Source organism: Microcoleus sp. Z1_A1, assembly GCF_036700305.1.
Classification (GTDB): Bacteria; Cyanobacteriota; Cyanobacteriia; order Cyanobacteriales; family Microcoleaceae; genus Microcoleus.
This window is the reverse complement of the sequence record NZ_JAUBOR010000004.1, coordinates 75225-94076: the sequence shown is the minus strand read 5'-3', so window position 1 is coordinate 94076 and position 18852 is coordinate 75225. Positions and strand designations below refer to the sequence as shown.

13 protein-coding genes and 1 pseudogene are annotated in these 18852 nt (G+C 47.3%); 9 read left to right on the top strand and 5 right to left on the bottom strand.

Annotation, left to right across the window (positions count from 1 at the left end):
* A pseudogene (locus QT973_RS03940) lies at positions 1 to 999 on the bottom strand (alpha-mannosidase); the annotation flags it as partial.
* A gap of 343 nt (positions 1000 to 1342) precedes the next feature.
* On the opposite strand from QT973_RS03940, the gene QT973_RS03935 reads away from it, so the two are divergent.
* From QT973_RS03935 to QT973_RS03920, 4 genes are all read left to right on the top strand, one after another.
* Entirely contained in the window at positions 1343 to 3307 is a 1965-nt protein-coding gene (locus QT973_RS03935) for a hypothetical protein (RefSeq protein ID WP_333260159.1), read from the top strand.
* Positions 3308 to 3385: 78 nt separating this feature from the next.
* Positions 3386 to 3502: a photosystem II reaction center protein I gene (locus QT973_RS03930; RefSeq protein ID WP_039887172.1), complete on the top strand. Its 117-nt coding sequence runs from the start codon at positions 3386 to 3388 to the stop codon at positions 3500 to 3502.
* A 443-nt stretch (positions 3503 to 3945) separates the two neighbouring features.
* Positions 3946 to 6474: a DUF3769 domain-containing protein gene (locus tag QT973_RS03925; protein ID WP_333260162.1), complete on the top strand. Its 2529-nt coding sequence runs from the start codon at positions 3946 to 3948 to the stop codon at positions 6472 to 6474.
* A gap of 131 nt (positions 6475 to 6605) precedes the next feature.
* Positions 6606 to 7277, top strand: coding sequence for a hypothetical protein (locus QT973_RS03920; RefSeq protein ID WP_333209691.1), 672 nt, complete (start codon positions 6606 to 6608; stop codon positions 7275 to 7277).
* A gap of 25 nt (positions 7278 to 7302) precedes the next feature.
* Here the strand turns inward: QT973_RS03920 and QT973_RS03915 are convergent, their stop codons facing one another.
* A complete protein-coding gene (locus QT973_RS03915) occupies positions 7303 to 7818 on the bottom strand; it encodes a phycobiliprotein lyase (protein WP_333209689.1) in 516 nt (171 codons plus the stop codon).
* 703 nt (positions 7819 to 8521) lie between these two features.
* On the opposite strand from QT973_RS03915, the gene QT973_RS03910 reads away from it, so the two are divergent.
* Entirely contained in the window at positions 8522 to 10750 is a 2229-nt protein-coding gene (locus tag QT973_RS03910) for a hypothetical protein (RefSeq protein WP_333053084.1), read from the top strand.
* Positions 10751 to 10827: 77 nt separating this feature from the next.
* Here the strand turns inward: QT973_RS03910 and QT973_RS03905 are convergent, their stop codons facing one another.
* The 3 genes from QT973_RS03905 to QT973_RS03895 form a co-directional block, all read right to left on the bottom strand.
* The gene (locus tag QT973_RS03905; RefSeq protein ID WP_333053086.1) at positions 10828 to 11502 is read right to left on the bottom strand and encodes a Uma2 family endonuclease; all 675 of its coding nucleotides are present in this window, start codon (positions 11500 to 11502) and stop codon (positions 10828 to 10830) included.
* Between the two features lie 226 nt (positions 11503 to 11728).
* Positions 11729 to 13138, bottom strand: coding sequence for a heterodisulfide reductase-related iron-sulfur binding cluster (locus QT973_RS03900; protein WP_333390661.1), 1410 nt, complete (start codon positions 13136 to 13138; stop codon positions 11729 to 11731).
* Between the two features lie 356 nt (positions 13139 to 13494).
* On the bottom strand, positions 13495 to 14931 hold the full coding sequence (locus QT973_RS03895) for an FAD-binding oxidoreductase (protein WP_333053089.1): 1437 nt from the start codon (positions 14929 to 14931) through the stop codon (positions 13495 to 13497).
* Between the two features lie 97 nt (positions 14932 to 15028).
* Here QT973_RS03895 and QT973_RS03890 point away from each other — a divergent pair, with 97 nt between their 5' ends.
* The 4 genes from QT973_RS03890 (at position 15029) to QT973_RS03875 (ending at position 18670) form a co-directional block, all read left to right on the top strand.
* A complete protein-coding gene (locus QT973_RS03890; RefSeq protein ID WP_333053090.1) occupies positions 15029 to 16492 on the top strand; it encodes an ATPase domain-containing protein in 1464 nt (487 codons plus the stop codon).
* Between the two features lie 408 nt (positions 16493 to 16900).
* Complete coding sequence (locus QT973_RS03885) at positions 16901 to 17272, top strand: response regulator (RefSeq protein ID WP_333053092.1); 372 nt, start codon at positions 16901 to 16903, stop codon at positions 17270 to 17272.
* Positions 17269 to 18429, top strand: coding sequence for an ATP-binding protein (locus QT973_RS03880; protein WP_333053094.1), 1161 nt, complete (start codon positions 17269 to 17271; stop codon positions 18427 to 18429). The genes QT973_RS03885 and QT973_RS03880 overlap by 4 nt, the downstream gene beginning before the upstream one ends.
* A gap of 19 nt (positions 18430 to 18448) precedes the next feature.
* Positions 18449 to 18670 carry a DUF4079 domain-containing protein gene (locus QT973_RS03875; protein ID WP_333053095.1) on the top strand — a complete coding sequence of 74 codons (222 nt, stop codon included), beginning with the start codon at positions 18449 to 18451 and terminating at the stop codon, positions 18668 to 18670.
* The last annotated feature ends 182 nt before the right edge of the window (positions 18671 to 18852 follow it).

Here is an 18852-nt window from a genome sequence, read left to right as displayed (position 1 = left end):
TATATATATAGATGTAGCATCGCTATTGTCTCCAACCTGAGAAACCTCCTCCCTTCTTCCTCCCTCTGCGCCCTCTGCGCCCTCTGCGGTTCCCACATCTAAATTCCCAGAAAAAGATGTCAGCTCACCGCTTTCTCCTATATATATAGATGTAGCATCGCTATTGTCTCCAACCTGAGAAACCTCCTCCCTTCTTCCTCCCTCTGCGCCCTCTGTGTCCTCTGCGGTTCCATCATCTAAATCCCCCAAAAAAGCCCGCAGATATCCCAGTAAATTGTGCCGCAAAACAGACAGCGAGCGATCGAACTTATCGCGATCGCCCACCGCCGCCCAATCAATCAAACCCATAGCCAAATCAATCTCAGATTTCAGCATTTCCCCCTTGACAAACCTGGGGCGATTTGCTATTATTTCGGTGGGGAGGTATTGGGAATTTTTAATTTCTAAATTTCGACTAAGCGAATTTTGCAAAATCTCTAATTCGGCAGCCACAAAACCCGGATCGAAACAAGAAGAGTCAGCAGCTTCGTACAAACAAATCGATCGCACTAAAGCACCGCTATCGTGACCCGGACTTACCAACCGCAAAATTACTAAAAATTCATCTCCGGGATTGGCCGACGAACTCAACAAAACTCGATCGGCAAAATCAAATAAATCTCCCTGTCCGACCAACTCGCCGTTGACAAAAATTTGAGCATCTTCCGCCCACCAAGTCAAGCCCAGTAGCAACCGCAAACCAACCACAGGATAGCCGTGCAAATTGTCAGGAATTACAAATTGCTGACCCAAATACAAAACTTGCTTCCCCGACGGCCAAGTAATATGTCCTTTGCTGTTAAGTTCGACAACAGGACTGTTACAAATATTTACCGAAGAGACAGCAGAGTCAGAATCGCAGTACCTCCAACCAGACTGAACCTCCACTTGGCTGAGGCGGCGCAACTTTTCGACAGTGGCAGAAATATTGTTGCTAGCAGGTGACACAGAAGCGCTCATATTTCGCTAAAATAGGAATTGTGTATTAATCAAAAATCGGATTGAACTCACATCTTGCACTATTCTCAAGAACAGGCAAGATGCCTGTTCCACAAAGAGTGAATTTTCTTGTGGGGAGTAGGGGGTGGGCATCCTGCAGCCAGTAAAAGGCTTATTGACATGGGTGCAATATCTTATATCGAACCGCGAAGACGCGTTCGGCGAAGCCGTTCCCGAAGGGTAGGACGCGAAGAAATAAAGGTTTCAGAGGGTTTGAAGCTTCGATTAAGATATCGCTTTGATTTTACAGCAATATTCAGCAATTCCGGCGCGAATCAAAAATCTGAATTCAAGAATTAAACTTATGTCCAACGGTTACTACGGCCCATACCAAAGCCGACTATTAAATTTTATATCGAAACAGTCCCGCCAAGTCGCTGACAATTGCGATCGAACTTGGCGTCAAATTAAAGAAACAACTCTCACCGCCACCCAAATTCTGCTTTATCCAGCTTATTTGCTGGTGCAAAGTTCCCGAATGCTGGGCCGACAGTTGCGGGCATCAAGTCAAAAAATAGATTTACCGGAACTGCAAGAATTTGGCGGTGACGAAAATGCCGATTTGCCACAAAATTGGTATCAGGGGGAAGTTTCCGAAGAAAGTTCGATCGCCGAAATTTTGCACCTCGCCGAAAATTTACTAACCTCGTCGCAAACCGCGAAAACTTTAGCCAGCTTCCCGCTGTTAATAAATCAGGGAAATGCTGCTAGCGATTTACATCCGGCTATCAATTTTAGCGGACAAATCGCCAAGCATCAAACCACTTCCGTCTTAGAACACCCGCTGGCTAAAACTGAATTAAAACCCCAGCCGAAAGTTGAGGGAATTGCCAGTTTTATACCAGCCCGCACTTTAGTATTGGTGGGAAGAGAAAATCAGATATTAGATATTTTGACACCCGAACAGCAGGAAATGCTTGAAGGTTGCATAACTTGGGAAGTAGCCAACAGCGGGCCGGAACGACGGGAAATTACCCAAAAAGAATTAAAATTTAATCTCGGTTTGGAGTCAGCGGCGAAAAAAGCGCAGTTACCGCCGATGCGTCGTTTTTGGGAATTGATGGCCTGGCTTCAGACGAGTCCGGTTGCCCTCAAAAGAAATCAGTTTGGAGAATCAATCCTCGCAGTTAAAAAATCGATCGACCGCAATGCCATCCTAGTCCAAAAAGCCCGCGCGCAGATCGAAGCAAAAACCGCACAGCAGTCAATTGCGGCATCGAATTCGATCGACCACAATACCCCAAAACTAGAAACTAATTTTAACAGCAAGTTCGATCGACCCCCAACTCCTCTCTCCTTTGTTACATTACTCGATCGCGCCGCCGTCAACATCGAGGAATTAACCCTCCCGCCATCGGCAAAAACAATCGCCGCACCCACGGAAGCCCCCAGAGTAAAAATTGACACATCCGGCACAGATGCCAATGTAGATTTTTCCGCCCGTGACATCCTCGAAAAATACGCGCGAAACATCGAACAAATGATTTGGTCGTCAGTAGACCACCTTTTGGGCAAAGAAACGGCAGCCAGTGATAATACGGAGAAATCAGTTGCTATTCAGTATTATTTGAAACAGCGAGAACAAGAAAATACCCAAAATAGCCCAGAGGTCGATCGACCGTGGCTCAACTGGCAAGACTTATTCGGGGAAGCAGCACCGCCGCATTTAATCGACGGCAGTTCCGAAACCGATGTAGCACAAACTAGCCCAAAAGTCAAGCAGGAAATAGCAGAAGTAGGAGAATTGCCCGAAGGTCGATCGATCGCAGTCTCAATATCCCCTTACCCCGAAGCACTTCACCGCCTGCTAGGGCAGCTAAAACAGAGCTTGCTCACAAAAAGCCCAAATACTCAACCCCAAACAGCATCTGATTTATCAGATTTAGCAGTTACTCAAAAAAATAGCTCTGCACTCGCAGCAGAATCAACCCCAGGGCGCGCGCCGGAAACCCAAGTGCCAAAAAACACCAACCCGAACACCGCACAAAACAACAAATCCCCAGCAGCAATCACCCCGCAAACCAGCAGATACACCGCCCCAACCCGCGCTGCTGCTGAACCAAAAAATCCCAGCGCAGGCGTCCCACCAGAGGGCGAATACTTAGAAACAAAAGCAGAATCGATGGGATACATTAAGCACCCCCTAGAACAAGTGCTCGAATGGCTCGATCGAGTTATGCTGCGGCTAGAAAACATCGCCGAGCAACTCTGGAATTGGGCAAAAATCAACTTGCCAAAAATCCTCAAAAGCAAAGATAAAATTGACTAATCTTTAGCTTATGATAAAAAAGTTGCGGCAACAGCAGCAAATCAGCTCAGTATTAGGCCATCTTTGGAGACTCCCACAGTGCTAACCCTCAAAATCGTAGTTAATGTAGTTGTTTTATTTTTTGTTTCCCTGTTCATATTTGGATTTTTGTCCAATGACCCAGCCCGGAACCCCAACCGCAGAGACATGGAATAAACAACTTATCTCGCCCGCAGAGTAGGGGCGCGTCACCGCAGCCCCTGCAACAGCCGACAAACCCGCAAAAATTAGTCGGACAAAACTTGACAATCCAAGCATCCAGGATACAAGCCCCCTGATTCATCAGTCCAGAAATAAAAAACCTGTATCCGATAAAGGAGCCCCCGAATTGATCCGTGGGGTAAATGCTTCAAATCTAAAATCTAAAATCTAAAATCTAAAATCGATTGACCTCGCACCGCCAGCGAGGTTATCTTGTGGCGGAAGCAAGTTCTGAAAGCAGCCCTATTCCGGCGCGCCAAAGCCACTGCAAATTTTAGATGTCAGATTAATCTCTAAACAGTTACCTTTTAGATGCAAAATTTTCAATAAATTGCACCCTATAAAATCTAAAATCTAAAATCTAAAATCTAAAATCGGATGACTTACCTGTAGTAACTATGCCCTATCCGGTACCGCCGCCAGAACCCCCTGGCATCATCTACATCGCAAAGCCAAAAAAAGTCGCCCTCACTGTCGCGGCCGGCGATGGAGACACCCTCCGCAACCCCGCAGAAATACCGGAACCAAGCCCAGACATCGTTCAGCCAGAACCCACACCAGCCCCAGCAGAACCCGCAGCCACACTCCTCGGCACCACTGCAGCCACCGATGGGCCTCCAGAAATCGCCGACCCCCTAGCGGAAGTCGAAAGCGGCCACGCAGTGGTGGGATTTCAGCGTCAGGCCCCTGTGGAAGAACCCGAAACTGCGGAAACTCCGAAAGATTCCTCGTTTACAGCTTACCAATTGGGTTCGGTAGAAAATGCCATTGCCATTCGGAATCGGGAACGAACCGCAGAGGCGCAGAGAAAACAGGAGAGAAATCTTGCCGGAAAGCAGGAAAGTTGGTATCAGGCCCAAGGCCGACAGTTAGAAGATAACTCTCCCCAACCTGCTGAAATTCCCGTTCCAGAACCCGCCCTAGAACCAGAACCCAGCGGGCAACAGCAGTTCGACATTCCCGCACCAGCAACCACCCCCGCACCCAGAACCCCCCCTGCGCCGACACCGAAACCTAAACCAGCCGCGCCGGGAGTCCGCACCGCCCCTTCTGGGCGGACGGTGCCTTTTCCCGTGACTCCAGCCGATACTATCGAAGTTAAGGCTGACAGCCAAGAATTCGACGACAAGCAGCAAATTGTGACGGCGGTTGGTAATGTCGTCGTGCGGTTCCGGCAAACTGTGATTGATGCCGATCGAGCGATTGTCAACTTAGTCACCCGCCAAGTGGTAGCATCCGGCAATGTCGCCTATACCCGCGGGCAACAAGTAGTGCGCGGCCAGCGGATGGAGTTCAATCTCGGCCTCAACAGCGGCGCAGTCGAACAAGCAAGAGGCGAAATATTCCTGCCCGCAGCAGGTAGCGAATTGACTCCCACACTGCCGACAGATATTAGTGCCGGGACGATTCTCGAACAGCCACTGAGCGATCGAATTACCAGCCAGCAGCCCCTGCGCGGAGTCAGATCCCCCGGCGCTGCTACAGTAACTCTCGGTGGGGGTGGACAGCTAGCAGCCCCCCAAGTGGTCGGCGCCGTCAACCGCATCCGCTTTGAAGCAGAACGCATCGAACTGCTGCCAGACGGCGCGAGGGTAGCAACCAACATTCGGCTTACTAACGACCCGTTTTCCCCCCCGGAATTTGAATACAGGGCCCGGACGGCGACGATTAGAAGGATTTCGCCCACGGCAGAGGAATTAGTCACAACGAAACCCCGCTTGGTGTTCGACAACCGAGTGAAAATACCCGTGTATCCCCGCAGGCAAGTGTTTGACAGCAGGCAGCAGAGCGGCCCGTGTTTGACCTTTGGCTACGACGGAGGCGAACGCGGCGGTTTGTATGCCGAGTGCGGTTTTGAGGTGTTGCAAAACGGGCCGGTGCGGCTGACTCTGACGCCCCAAATTTACCTGCAGCGTCTCGTGGCAGAGAACGGCGGCAATCCGTTTTCTCCCGACAGCTACGGGCTGAAAGCGAGGTTGGGCGCTAGTCTGGGCCCGCGTACCAGGCTGGACGGATCGGCAATATTTCTGAGTTTTGAAAATTTCCCGAACTTGCCGGAAGACAGCTTTCGGGGCAATTTGCGCCTGCGACAGTCGATCGGCACTCACACTCTGGCCGCAGAATACAGTTATCGCGATCGACTGTTTAACGGTTCTCTGGGCTTTCAAACCGTGCAGAGCAGCCTGGGGGCAGTCCTGACTTCCCCAGTCATCCCACTCGGAGGCACGGGCATCAATCTCAGCTACCAAGCTGGGTATCAATTTATCAATGCTGACACCGATCGACCAGACTTGCTCGAACCAGTGCGGGAAAACAACCGCATCGATCTGGGCCGTTCCCAAGTTAGCTTTGCCTTGAGTCGCGGCTTCAACCTGTGGGAGGGCGAACCGCTGCCCCGCACTCCCACCCAAGGTTTGAAGTACACGCGGACGCCGGTGGTTCCTTTCTTGCAACTAGCCTTGGGACTCCGGGGAGTTGGTACTTATTACAGCAGTGGCGATCGACAAAATTCCCTCGCCCCCAGCGTCGGCATTCAAGGGCAGTTCGGTCATTTCTCCCGCCCTTTCCTCGATTACACTGGGTTTAACGTGACTTATACCCAAGTGGGGCGCGACGGTGTATCGCCGTTTTTATTCGATCGCCTAGTAGATTTGAGAGTCCTGTCTTTTGGACTTGTCCAGCAAGTTTACGGAGGCTTTCGAGTTGGATTTCAAAGTGCTATTAATTTAGAAAGCGGGGAAACAATCAGTACGAATTACACTCTAGAATACAGCCGCCGCAGCTACGCAATCATTTTGCGTTTTAATCCTGAGCGTCAAGTCGGCAGCCTGACTTTTAGAATTAGCGACTTCAACTGGAATGGGACTCCCCAACCTTTTTCCGGGGACGCGCGAACTGTAGAAGGAGGAGTGCGTTTATCTGATTAATTCAATTGGTAATTGGTAATTAGTGATTGGGAATTGGTCATTGGGAATTGGTCATTGGGAATTTTGAACCAACCGTCAACAGAAAACAGTCCACAGAAAACAGTCAACAGTCAACAGTCAACAGACAACACATGACAGAAGTGACCGCAATATCTGCACAAGCAGCGGCTCTGCTGGTTCACTACGGTTTTGACCTAGGTGGCAAAAAAGCCGAGAAATTGGCGGGTGAATGGCTGACCAAGTATCCCGGCTATTGGCTGCGTTTAGCAGTGGTTGAAGCACTTTATCAAGGGCGCTACAAGGCTGTTTCTGTGGGACAGCTATTGAGTATGTGGCATCGGATAGGTCAACCTCTCTATCATTTCAATCGCGAGTTTGAACGCTTGGTATGCAATAATTTTCCTCAAAATTTAACCGGGGAAAGTGCTGCTCAACTGTCACCGGAAGATATACTTTTATCGCACCAGGAACCGGAAGTAAGTGCCGCAGAGTTAGATTTGCGTGGGCCGTCAGAGGCGCAACTGGATGTGGCGCTTCAAGCAGAAGTCCCAAACACAGAGGCCCAGGAAACAGGAAAATTACCTGCTGCCGACGATCGCACCAAAGAAAATACAGAATTTGTAGTATATGAAGATGTGGCTGTTACCGCCCTCGCCGATCGAGCCGAAGCCGAGCACAAATTAGCGGACAAACCTGTGGCAAAATCATTCCCAGTTGTCAAACACACTGATTTTCATACCAAGTTAAAAGCGATTGCCAGAGAAGGCCGAAGAAAGAAGGGAGAAAGCAGAAATAGAGTGTAAACTTTGGGAACTATATAGTTATTTTTCACTTTTCACTTGGGGCACTTACTCCCATCCGAATTTCCGAACAAAAAGAAGCTTGTTCCGTACCGTTAGCTTGCTTAACAACGCTAGTCCGCAGCCGCAAATTGGGCATGAGATACCACAGCCTTTCTTCCGCATGGAGGGTGTCTGATTCTGTAATCAATGTCAGCACGTCATCGCCCATCACGTAGCGACTGTTACCCTTGTCTTGCAACACTTTGCCAACGCTTGGATTGTCGGGATTTGGTACGATCGCTAGTATTGTAGAACCGATTTGTTTAGCTTGGTCGCGATCGGGAATACCGTCCCAACTAATCCGAACGCTAGTTAGCTTAGTTGAAGCCGGGTTAATCGAGTGTTGTTGGCAAAGTTTAACGACTGCTGCATCGCTAGCTGTCAGTATTTCTATTTTGAGGTCGGATTTACCTGCCTGCAATTCCCCAGAATGGAGATTGTGTACGGTACGCTGAGAAAACCATTTACCTGCACTTAACTCGAAAAACTCGATAACATCCATGAAATTTGTCTCTAAAGTCAATACTGCTTTATTTGCGATCGTGACTTGCGCGCTATGGAGTCAGAAACCCGGTTTCTTCCTACGTACCTAGCGGTCAAACCAATGATTTTGTCTAGAAACCCGGTTTAATAGTGCAAGTCCTTTTCTATATTTTAGAGGAAGGGGGCGCACCTGCAAAGCTTTCTGAGAGCTTTAGGTGAAACAGATTGCAGATGCCGCCCTGGTAGCAAACCCAACCAGGGGGACATCTGCCTCCCTGATGTGGCCGACTTGAGAGAAAATTAGAGCATCCGCCATCATGTTTCGTTATAAAAAGTCTTTTTCGCACTTTCAATAGGATTGCGATACCTGAAAATTTTTAGCTTGAGAGTGTTTATCGATCGACCATTGCCCAAAGAGCCGCTATGTTAAGAAAAACAAAGATATATGTCAGCTTTTGTCGCTCAATCGGTAAATTGGGCGTTGCTGAGTTGAATTATATTGGCCGCGATTTATTGTAATCGCACTGCTTGAAAATTCTCAAAGCAGACTTCGACTAAAAAACAAGCAATTCATCGAACCATCACCAAACCGAGGACAGCAAGCCTATAGCACATAGCATTCAAATATGTCATGCTAAGTCTAAGAGAAAAGATTCTCGATCGGCTTTTCGGTAGGGTGCAGCTAGCGATCGTATACATTTAAAGAACACATCCGTAAATTTATGACCGAGTTTAAACAAGGGCTGGATCAAATCCAGCCCGCAGAACAGACGAACTACCTGGGAATATTGCCCAGTCAGCTAGCAGCGACTTCAGACTCCGAAAAATTATACAGCTTACTAACAGATTACAATTTTATTAAAGCCAAGCTGTCAGCATCGGGAGTACAGGCGCTAATAGAAGATTACGATTTAGCAACAAGTCCCGATATTATTTCAGACCAAAAAGCCGAACGACTCAAATTAATCCAAGAAGCAATTCGGCTGTCAGCCCACATTCTAGCCGCAGATAAAAGCCAACTAGCCACCCAACTAATAGCCCGCTTGATGCGCTTTGAAAGTCCAGAAATTCAAGCCCTGCTAGCACAGGCAAAACATCAAACAACCCCCTGGCTGCGACCGCTAACGCCCAGCTTTACCCCTCCCGGCGGGAGATTGCTGCGTACCCTCACCGGACATACAGACTGGGTACAAGGTGTAGCAATCACCCCCGACGGCAAGCGGGCAATTTCTGCGTCCTCCGACCACACTCTTAAAATTTGGCACTTAGAAACAGGAGAAGAACTTGGCACCCTCAAAGGTCATCTTACCTACGTCAATGCTGTAGCTGTAACCCCCGACGGTACTAAAGTAATTTCCGGTTCTTGGGACAATACAATTAAAATTTGGGATTTAGAAACAGCGACAGAAATATTTACCTTTGCAGGCGATACTTTTGCCGTAGAAGCAGTAGCAGTAACTCCCGACGGCAAGCGAGTAATTTCAGGTTCTTGGGATGGCAGTATTAAAGTTTGGGATTTGACAAGCAGGGAAGTAATTTTTAACTTCAAAGGTCACAGCAGTTTTGTCCAGTCCGTAGCAGTAAGTCCTGATAGCAAACGGTTAATTTCCGGGTCGGGAGACAACAGCATGAAAGTCTGGAACATAGAAACCGGAAAAGAACTTTTTACTCTCACCGGTCATACAGACTGGGTAAAAAGTGTAGCCGTTACTCCCGACGGCGAAAAAATAATTTCCGGCAGCTACGACGAAACTGTTCAAGTCTGGAGTTTGTCAGAAAGAAAGCAACTTTTCACTTTAGGAAAACACAGCAGTTTCGTTCAAGCTGTGGCTGTTACCCCCGACGGCAAACGGGTAATTTCGGCTGCCGGCGACAAAACGCTGAAAGTTTGGAATCTCGAAACAAAAGAAGAACTTTTCACTTTTACCAATCACATAGCCCCAGTGAATGCTGTGGCCGTTACCCCGGACGGCAAGAGGATAGTTTCTGGTTCCTCTGACAAAACTCTCAAAGTTTGGCACTTAGAAACAGGCAAAGAAAATTTATCATTTGCAGGTCACGATGACTGGGTAAATGCCGTAGCAGTGACGGCGGACGGTACGAAAGCGATTTCCGGTTCAGGAGACAACAGCATTAAAGTCTGGAATCTCAAAAAGGGACAGGAAATTTTAACTATTTCGGGGCATCAAGATTGGGTAAAAGCGATCGCAATCACACCGGATAGCAAGCGAGTAGTTTCGGGTTCCGGCGACAAAACTGTGAAAGTTTGGGATATAGAAACCGGAAAAGAAATCTTTACTTTCACGGGTCACACAGACTGGGTAAATTCTGTGGCAGTGACGCCAGACGGAACGATGGCGATTTCCGGTTCTGGAGACAAAACTATTAAAGTTTGGAATCTAGAAACAGGAGAGGAAGTTTTTACTTTTTTAGGTCATGAGGACGGGATAAAAGCTGTGGCAGTTACTCCCGACAGCAAGCGGGTTATTTCGGCTTCCGGCGACCAAACTCTGAAAATTTGGAGTTTGGGTAAAGAAAAGAATATTTTGGCAAATTTCTGGAATTTAGCCGTCAAAAATCTACTTTTCACTCTCAAAGGTCATGAGAGTTTTGTGAATGCTGTGGCAGTTACGGCGGATGGCAAATGGGCGATTTCAGGAGGGCGGGAACAGAATTTGAAAGTTTGGGATTTGTCAAGTAGAAAAGAAGTTTTTACTTTGGCAGGTCATGCAGATGCGGTAACATCGGTGGCGACTATGGGAACAAAGGCAATTTCTGTTTCGGACGATAATACTCTCAAAGTTTGGGATTTGTTAAGTCGAGAAGTAATTGCTAGTTTCAGCGGAGATAGTGCTTTGAAAGCTTGCGCTATTGCACCGGATGGGGTGACAATCTTAGTGGCGGAAGCTTCGGGACAGGTGCATTTTTTGAGGTTAGAAGACGGGAAATAGTCATTAGTCATTAGTCATTATGCCGATCGCACTTTTGCTAAAATTTAAAAGTGCGATGGTCTTTTCCCCCATCTAGTTTACAATTGTTCCGGGTCAATTCCCATCGATCGCAGTCTTTCTGCTAGGACAGCAGCCCGCTGTTCAGCTTGTTCTGCCCGCAGTCGTTCTTGTTCCAAGCTGCGAGAAACATCCTCATAACTTGTAAACGGTTGGCCGTCAGGGCGATAAATTTGCAACTCTTCACCCGACAAATCAAAGCGAATTCCCAGTCGGGGACTGACCCAATTTTCGATCGCATCAATTACGTCCAAACGCCCCTGTGAACGCATCCAACCGCTGAAATCGTTGCGTTCCGGGTCGTACAGGTAATATTCCTCTACCCCGTGGCGATCGTAAAATACCTGTTTTTTATTCATTTCTGTTAGCCTGTTACCGGGAGAAAGAATTTCAAACACTACTTGTGGCGCGATATTTTCTTCTTCCCACTGCTTGTAAGAACCCCTATCTCCTTTCGGTCTGCCCAAGACTACCATCACATCCGGGCCGATAGAAGTTTTGTTATCTCCTTCAACAGGATACCACAGCAAATTTCCGGCGACAAATACATTCGGGTCATCCGCAAATAGCCACGCTAAATTTTGTTGAATGATGAGTATCCAGCGAAATTGTTTGGTATTGTCTGACATTGGTTCGCCGTCGCTGTCGGGGTAAATTACATCAGGTTTTTGAGGAGACTTAAGTTGAGTTACCATAACTGTTGTCCGGGGTTAGGGACTGTTTAATTTAATTTTAGCTTGTAGGAAGAGTGAAAAGTGCGATTAAGAGCGGGATAGCTAAGCCGCGCGTACTTTCTCAATACAATAACCTATTCATATTTCTCTCTCTTCTCTTCCTCTGCGCCCTCTGCGCCCTCTGCGGTTCATAAAAAAAATCTCACTCAGCAGCGAAAATAGGGCAGACACCGCCCGCCCTACAAAACTACTTCCTCAGCAACTTCACCCCGCGAATCGAATAATCCAAAAGCTCAATTGGGTGCATCAAAGTAACTGTTTTTCCCTGCAACTCCAAATGCTTCTTAATTTGCAAAGAACAACCCGGATTAGAAGAAGCAATCAACTCCGCCCCAGTATTCAGCAAATTCTCCACCTTTTGCACTCCCAATTCATCAGCAACCTCCGGCTGAAGCATATTGTAAACCCCCGCACTCCCGCAGCACAAAGCCGCATCCACAGGTTCTTTTAACTTCACCCCAGGGATTTGTTGCAGCAACTGACGCGGCTGCAAACTAATCTTTTGCCCGTGCAACAAATGACAAGCATCCTGATATACAATTGTCAAATCTCCCTCAATCAAAGGATTGAGTTTCGCCGTAATTCCCGCACTTGCCAAAAACTCTTGCACGTCCTTAACATTAGCAGCAAATTTCTCAGCTTTCTCCCGATAATCAGGGTCATCCGCTAAAATGTGACCGTATTCTTTCAAAGTATGGCCGCACCCAGCAGCGTTGATAATCACAAAATCAACACCCGTATTTTCAAAGCTATCAATCATTTGTCTCGCCAAGGCTTTCGCCTGTTGGGCTTGGCCTTGGTGTTCCGGCAAAGCAGCACAGCATCCCTGACTTTTAGGAACCACAACCTCGCAACCGTTAGCCGTCAAAACACGCACAGTAGCCTCATTAACTGGCGAAAATAACAGCCGCTGCACGCAGCCTAAAATCACGCCGACTCGATAGCGTTTCTCCCCTTGTGCCGGAATTACCTCTGGTAAATTATCCCGGAAAGAATCGACAGTAACTTTCGGCAAAATTGATTCCATCGCCGCCAAGCGGGGAAAGACTTTTTTCAGCAAACCTGTTTTGCGGACAAGTTTTGGCAGTCCTAATTTTTGATAAATAAATAGCGGTACCAGCAAAGGCCGCAATCTGTGAGGATAAGGGAAGAGATTAAAAATCAGAGTGCGAATTACATTGTCGGAAAAAGTGCGTTCCTGATTTCTAGTAACTTGGTGGCGAGTAGCGGAAATTAACTTGTCGTATTGAACTCCAGACGGACAAGTTGTAACGCAGGCCAAACAGCCCAAACAAGTATCGAAATGCTGTGAGGTTGCTTCGTTTAAAGGTGCGTCGCCTTCGTTAATTGCATCCATTAAATAAATGCGGCCTCTGGGGGAATCCATTTCTTTGCCGAGTACGCGATAACTCGGACAAGTTGACAAACAAAAGCCACAGTGTACGCAAGTGTCGATTAATTTCGGATCGGGCGGATTGTTCGCGTCGAAACCTGGGATTTCGAGGGTTTGTAATTGGGGATTTTGTGCTAGAAAATTGCTTTCTTTTGCAGGTCTTAAATTGTCGCTGGGAAGTTGAGATTTTTCTGAAGTTTGCATATATGGGAGAAAGTTCGGCAACGAGCAATGTACGGGATGTAACGGATGTAACGGATGTCAGTCCGATGGAAGTCGGAAGAAGAAAGAAGGAATAAGAAAAAAAGTTTAGTTATCTAGGAGAGAAGTCAGAAGCAATCGATTGCTTATATTTCAGCAATTAAGAAAAGAACTTCCTAACAGTCAGGCGCGGTTGCTATGCTTAGCAAGCCTAAATCCATCAAGCAAACAAAACTTCTCTTCTTTTCTCTTTCTTCGCGGTCTTCGCGCCTTCGCGGTTCGTTAAAAAACAAATCTGGTTCACAAATGACATAGACCGGGATTCAAGAAATACCCAACTCCTGACTATAAACTTTAAACTAAATACCGCTGATAAAACGATCGGGACTCAAAAGATTTTCCGGGTCAAACTGCTGTTTGATCCGGCGCATTAAATCGATCGCACTTCCAGTATAGCCCCAAACATCTAACTGTTGCTTGATATCGGTCGGCGCTGCTAAAACAGTCAGAAAACCGCCTTTAGCTTCGCACCCTCTGCGTACCTGCAACAACGTATCCGCCGTCGCATTCTCAAACCGCAAAACCCCCAAACCGCTGCCTGCATGAATCCAAGCGTTCTGTATCGGCAATGTGTTAATTGCCGTTACAGCTTCCGACGGTCTGATTCCTATTTTGCAAATAATTGCCGACTTTGTGCCAGAATCCCACATTGTTTCTGGCAATCTTTGCCATAACTGATTCTCATCATTTTCGCCGTAGCTAGTGCCTTGCAAACCCAACTTTTCGCCAACTTCCAGCAAGCGGGCTGATTGTTGTTTAACACTTGGGGCGATACTTTGAAATCTGACGATTAATCCCGTGCCCTTTCCTAAGCCTAATTTTGCGACTAATTCAGGTGACAGCAAATCAACGGCACTTGGTGTCAAAGCAGAGGATAATAAGATTTGAGCCGTTTGGGACAAAGCATTAATTTCCCCTGTCAGCACTACGGTTCCCGATGATTCAGGCAGCGGATAAACTCGGAAAGTTACTTGACTTATGACGCCCAATGTGCCGTAAGCACCAGTAAACAGTTTCATCAAGTCGTAACCGGCGACATTTTTAACAACTCGACCCCCGGCTACGGCAATTTTACCGTCCGATCGCACAAAGGTAATTCCCAATAGCAAATCTCTCACCCCCCGATAGCGATGCCGCAAGGAACCCGCATCAGCAGTAGCGACAATGCCGCCCAAAGTTGCCTGTTGCGGATATGCTGGATCGATCGGCAAAAATTGACCTGCTGCAGCTAAAATTTGTTGCAAATCCGCAAACTTCATCCCCGCTTCCGCAGTCACCGTTAAATCGCCCACAGCGTGTTCTACAAGCCGATTGAGGCGCGAAGTGCTGACAGCCACAAGCCCCGCTGCATCAGGAGATACCCTTAAATCCCCCTTAAAAAGACCCACTTTGACAACATCTTGCTCCCCCCTTTGTAGGGGCGGTGCCCCCGTGCCCGCCCTGGGCCGGGGGGGATCGGAGTCTAATTTAACTAAACCGCCCCAATCAAGTTTGCTGCCACTGCCACAAGGCAAGACTGCACAGCGATGTTGCTGTGCCCAAGCAATGACGGCCGCCAGTTCTTCCTGAGTATTGGGGTAAACAGTACAATCCATTTTCGTGTCGGGGGCAACTGCTTTTTCTACCCGTTCTTGCCAAAATGGCTCTGTATCTTGCCAGCGACAGATGCCAGCAGCCCCGACAATACTTTCTAATTCTTGTATGCTTACGTAATTTTCGGTAGAAAAAGATTTCATGAAGGTTATCAGACGCCCGGTAAAAAAAATTATCAAAACACTGCCTAAAACCATTAAATATTAATACGGGCCCGATATTCAAAACATGAAGAAACAAATGTCTCAAAACCGAATTTCTGTGGGAATTACCGGTCTCAACGAAGTGATTGGCGGCGGCCTGATTCCTCAACGCTCTTATCTGGTGCGCGGCGGCCCGGGTACTGGCAAGACTACACTGGGCTTTCACTTTTTGGCAGCAGGTGTGGCTCTGGGAGAAACGCCCCTGTTTATTACTTTAGGAGAACCGGAAGCGCAATTGCGGGCCAATGCCACAAGTCTCGGTTTTGATATGGAAGCGATGGCGTTCCTCGATTTGAGCCCATCCTCAGAATTTTTTACAGAAGTTCAGACTTATGATATTTTCTCCCCCTCCGAGGTGGAGCGAGAACCGACTACACAAAAGATTATCGAGCGAGTCCAAGCTGTCAAGCCACAACGGGTGTTTTTGGACGCAATCACTCAATTTCGCTACTTAGCTGCGGATGAGTTTCAGTTTCGCAAGCAAGTTTTGTCTTTTCTGCGGTTTTTAGTCGAAGGGGGGGCGACGGTGGTGTTTACCTCCGAAGGCACTTCAAGTGCTCCCGATGACGATTTGCAATTCATCAGCGACGGGGTAATTTATTTAGAACTGCGCCCTGAAGGACGCGCCCTGACTGTCACCAAGCTGCGAGGCTCTAACTTCCGCAGCGGCCGCCATTCGCTGCGCCTGACTCAGGCTGGTATGGAGGTATTTCCGCGACTGCTTCCAGACAACTTTCAACAGGATTTTGTTGCTGAAGCAATTTCTTCTGGGGTTCCAGAAATTGACGAACTGCTGCACGGGGGACTGGAACGGGGGACTGTGACGGTGATTAGCGGGCCTAGCGGCGTGGGTAAAACGACGGTGGGGATTCAGTTTATGAAGGAAGCTGCAGGAAGGGGGGAGCGATCGGTAGTTTACATTTTTGAGGAGTCAAGTTCTACTCTGCTGCGCCGCTGCGAATCAGTTAACATCCCGGTTGGGGCGATGATTGGACAAGGAAGTCTTTCGGTGATACCCGTGGAACCTTTGCTGTACTCGCCGGATCAGTTTGCCTGTATGGTACGGCAGGAGGTGGAGCAGGAAAAGACGCGGATTGTGATGATTGACAGTATTTCTGGCTATCAGCTTTCGATGCAGGGGCAAGATTTGGTGAACAATTTGCACGCTTTGTGCAAGTATCTGAAGAATATGGGAGTCACCGTTATCTTGATTAATGAGGTAGAAGCCATTAGCGGAGATTTTCGGCTGACCGAGATCGGAATTAGCTATTTGGCGGATAATCTTCTGTTTATACGCTATCTGGAACGCCAATTGCATAATAGGACAGAAATCCGCAAGGCGATCGGAGTAATTAAAAAACGAGTCAGCAATTTCGAGAGAACTCTGCGAGAACTCGAGATTACTCGCTACGGAATCAAAGTCAGCAAACCGATAGCGGGGCTGCGCGGCATTTTGAGTTCGGCGCCGGTGTGGATTGAGGGGGGAGCGGATGAAGATTGAATCGGGGTTTGTCCTGCTGTTTCTGGGCAAGTGCAGCTAATTTCGCAGTCGTGAATCTACTAATGAGTAGGGGGCGCACCGCGCACCTCACCACTAGCCTAAGTCCTGGAAAACTTAAATATATTGGTAAATTTGTGTATTTTTCGACTTTTATCGTAGTGTAGTTTTTAATTCTATGAAATACAGTAGGGGTACAGGGTACGCGGCAGTGTCCTGTACCCCAGCATCTGTACTTCACTCAACTGAAAACCTATGTAATAGTTCGCCGACAAGTAAGCTAATTCCAGATAGAAAAAGAATCCAACTTTATGCCACATCCCAACCCATATATAATCACTCACTCTCCAATCTAAAATCTAAAATCTAAAATCTAAAATGGTATAACCCGTATTCACAGGAACCTGATAAATGACTGGCAAATCAATAATTTTAGCCGTAGATCGCAATCATCGAAACTTGGAACTATTAGCACAATTTCTTAACAAAGAAGGATACCAGATGATCGCGGCTTATAACTTTGAAGATGTTGCACAAGCTATCAGTCAGCCTGCTAGGATCGGGATGGCTTTAGTAGATATTTCTGGTTTCGATCGCCGGATTTGGGACTGCTGCGAACAACTGCGAAATCACCAAATCCCTTTTCTGATACTCTCGCCCAAACAAAGCGCTGCTATTGGGCACGAAAGCCTCTGCCACGGGGCTCGGAATATGTTGGTAAAACCTTTGATCGTTAGAGATTTGCTATCCATTGTGCACAGCTTGCTAGGAGAATCTGCGTGAGTCAAATTTTATTGCTTGTCGAACAGAAAGAAAATCGCCGCCTGTTATTAGAATGGCTAGCTGTTTACTATGAGGTATTGCTGCCAAACTCCACAGATAATAGTGAGGATTTTTTACCATTTAATCAATCTTTTGACCTGGGGATAATTGACGGTATTTCCCTGAAACGCCACTGGCAATGGGTGGCAGCCCAAAAACAGGCAGAACACCCGGTATGCTTGCCTTTTCTTTTGATTACATCCCGCTCGGATGTAGGGATGGCAACGCAATTTATTTGGCAAAGTATTGATGATTTGATTATCGCTCCGATCGAGAAGATTGAATTGCAAGCGCGGGTGGAGATTTTGCTGCGATCGCGCCAGTTGTCTTTAACTCTCAAATTGTCTCACGACCAACTCGATCGCACTCTGCAAACAGCCCAAGAACTCAATGAGATGAAAACATCTTTGCTGTACATGATTGCCCACGACGTTCGCAATCCTTTGAATTTCATCATCGGCACTACACAACTTCTTAGCAAGTACAAGTTGACATTAACAGATGAGAAAACACAAGAACTTCTAGACAAAACTCAAGCAGCCGCCAAAGGTATAGATTTGTTATTAGATGATGTTCTGCTGCTGGGGCGTGTTGAGTCAGGACAAGCCGGGTTTTGCTTGCTACCGCTAGACTTAGCAAAGTTTTGTAATGAGTTGGTAGGCGAATTTCAGAGCAGCCTGAAGCTGAAACCTGAAAATGATCGGGTGACGCTGATTTTTGTGAATCACCATCAATCGGCTATGGCGTGTTTGGAGGTAAGCTTGCTCCGGCGAATTCTGGGCAATTTGCTGTCCAATGCTATTAAGTATTCTGCCCCCAATACCGAAGTAATTTTTGAATTAAAAGTTACTGAAACCGAGGCTATTTTTTCGGTACAGGATGCAGGAATTGGCATACCTTTAGCAGACCAAGGACGGCTTTTTGATTCATTTTACCGGGCTAAAAATGTCGGTCGAATTCCCGGTACTGGACTGGGGCTGAGCATTGTTAAAAAATGCGTGGACTTGCACGGTGGCGAAATTACGTTGAGCAGTGAAGAATGTGTGGGCAGTACATTTACAGTAACACTGCCGATCGCAAAACCAGGAAAAAAGCAAATCTCGCCTGCAACGCCTTAAACTAGATGCAGGCTTTTTCTTGGGATTTCAAGACGGGATTTTTCACAGGGATAATGTATGGCTGGTTTCTCATTTTTATTACGGACTCGATGGGACGCTTTTGATGGCTTTTTCGTGGGGAATTGCAGCGGAAATTAATCAGGAGCGATCGCACCGCTGGCGGAAAATTCACACTGGTTTAAACTGCATAGCGCTGCTGCTATTTCTCTGTCAAAGAGTAATATCATGTCCGATCGATTGACCATAATATCCCGGCCGGGGCGGGTTTTTGAGATTGTCAATTATTGGCAGATATTGTTGGTGAACCCGCCCCTACATGATTTTGGGCGAAGCGAAGCGGAGGGAATCGACCGGACATAATATAACGGGTTATCGCACTTTTTTGGAAATTCGTTTAAGCGGGCAAAAATAACTCATTTATCG

Excerpts from the sequence above, each read along its gene's own strand:
- QT973_RS03935 (WP_333260159.1), top strand. The coding sequence starts at position 1,343 with ATGTCCAACGGTTACTACGGCCCATACCAAAGCCGACTATTAAATTTT.
- QT973_RS03925 (WP_333260162.1), top strand. The coding sequence starts at position 3,946 with ATGCCCTATCCGGTACCGCCGCCAGAACCCCCTGGCATCATCTACATC.
- QT973_RS03920 (WP_333209691.1), top strand. The coding sequence starts at position 6,606 with ATGACAGAAGTGACCGCAATATCTGCACAAGCAGCGGCTCTGCTGGTT.
- QT973_RS03915 (WP_333209689.1), bottom strand. The coding sequence starts at position 7,818 with ATGGATGTTATCGAGTTTTTCGAGTTAAGTGCAGGTAAATGGTTTTCT.
- QT973_RS03910 (WP_333053084.1), top strand. The coding sequence starts at position 8,522 with ATGACCGAGTTTAAACAAGGGCTGGATCAAATCCAGCCCGCAGAACAG.
- QT973_RS03905 (WP_333053086.1), bottom strand. The coding sequence starts at position 11,502 with ATGGTAACTCAACTTAAGTCTCCTCAAAAACCTGATGTAATTTACCCC.
- QT973_RS03900 (WP_333390661.1), bottom strand. The coding sequence starts at position 13,138 with ATGCAAACTTCAGAAAAATCTCAACTTCCCAGCGACAATTTAAGACCT.
- QT973_RS03895 (WP_333053089.1), bottom strand. The coding sequence starts at position 14,931 with ATGAAATCTTTTTCTACCGAAAATTACGTAAGCATACAAGAATTAGAA.
- QT973_RS03890 (WP_333053090.1), top strand. The coding sequence starts at position 15,029 with ATGTCTCAAAACCGAATTTCTGTGGGAATTACCGGTCTCAACGAAGTG.
- QT973_RS03885 (WP_333053092.1), top strand. The coding sequence starts at position 16,901 with ATGACTGGCAAATCAATAATTTTAGCCGTAGATCGCAATCATCGAAAC.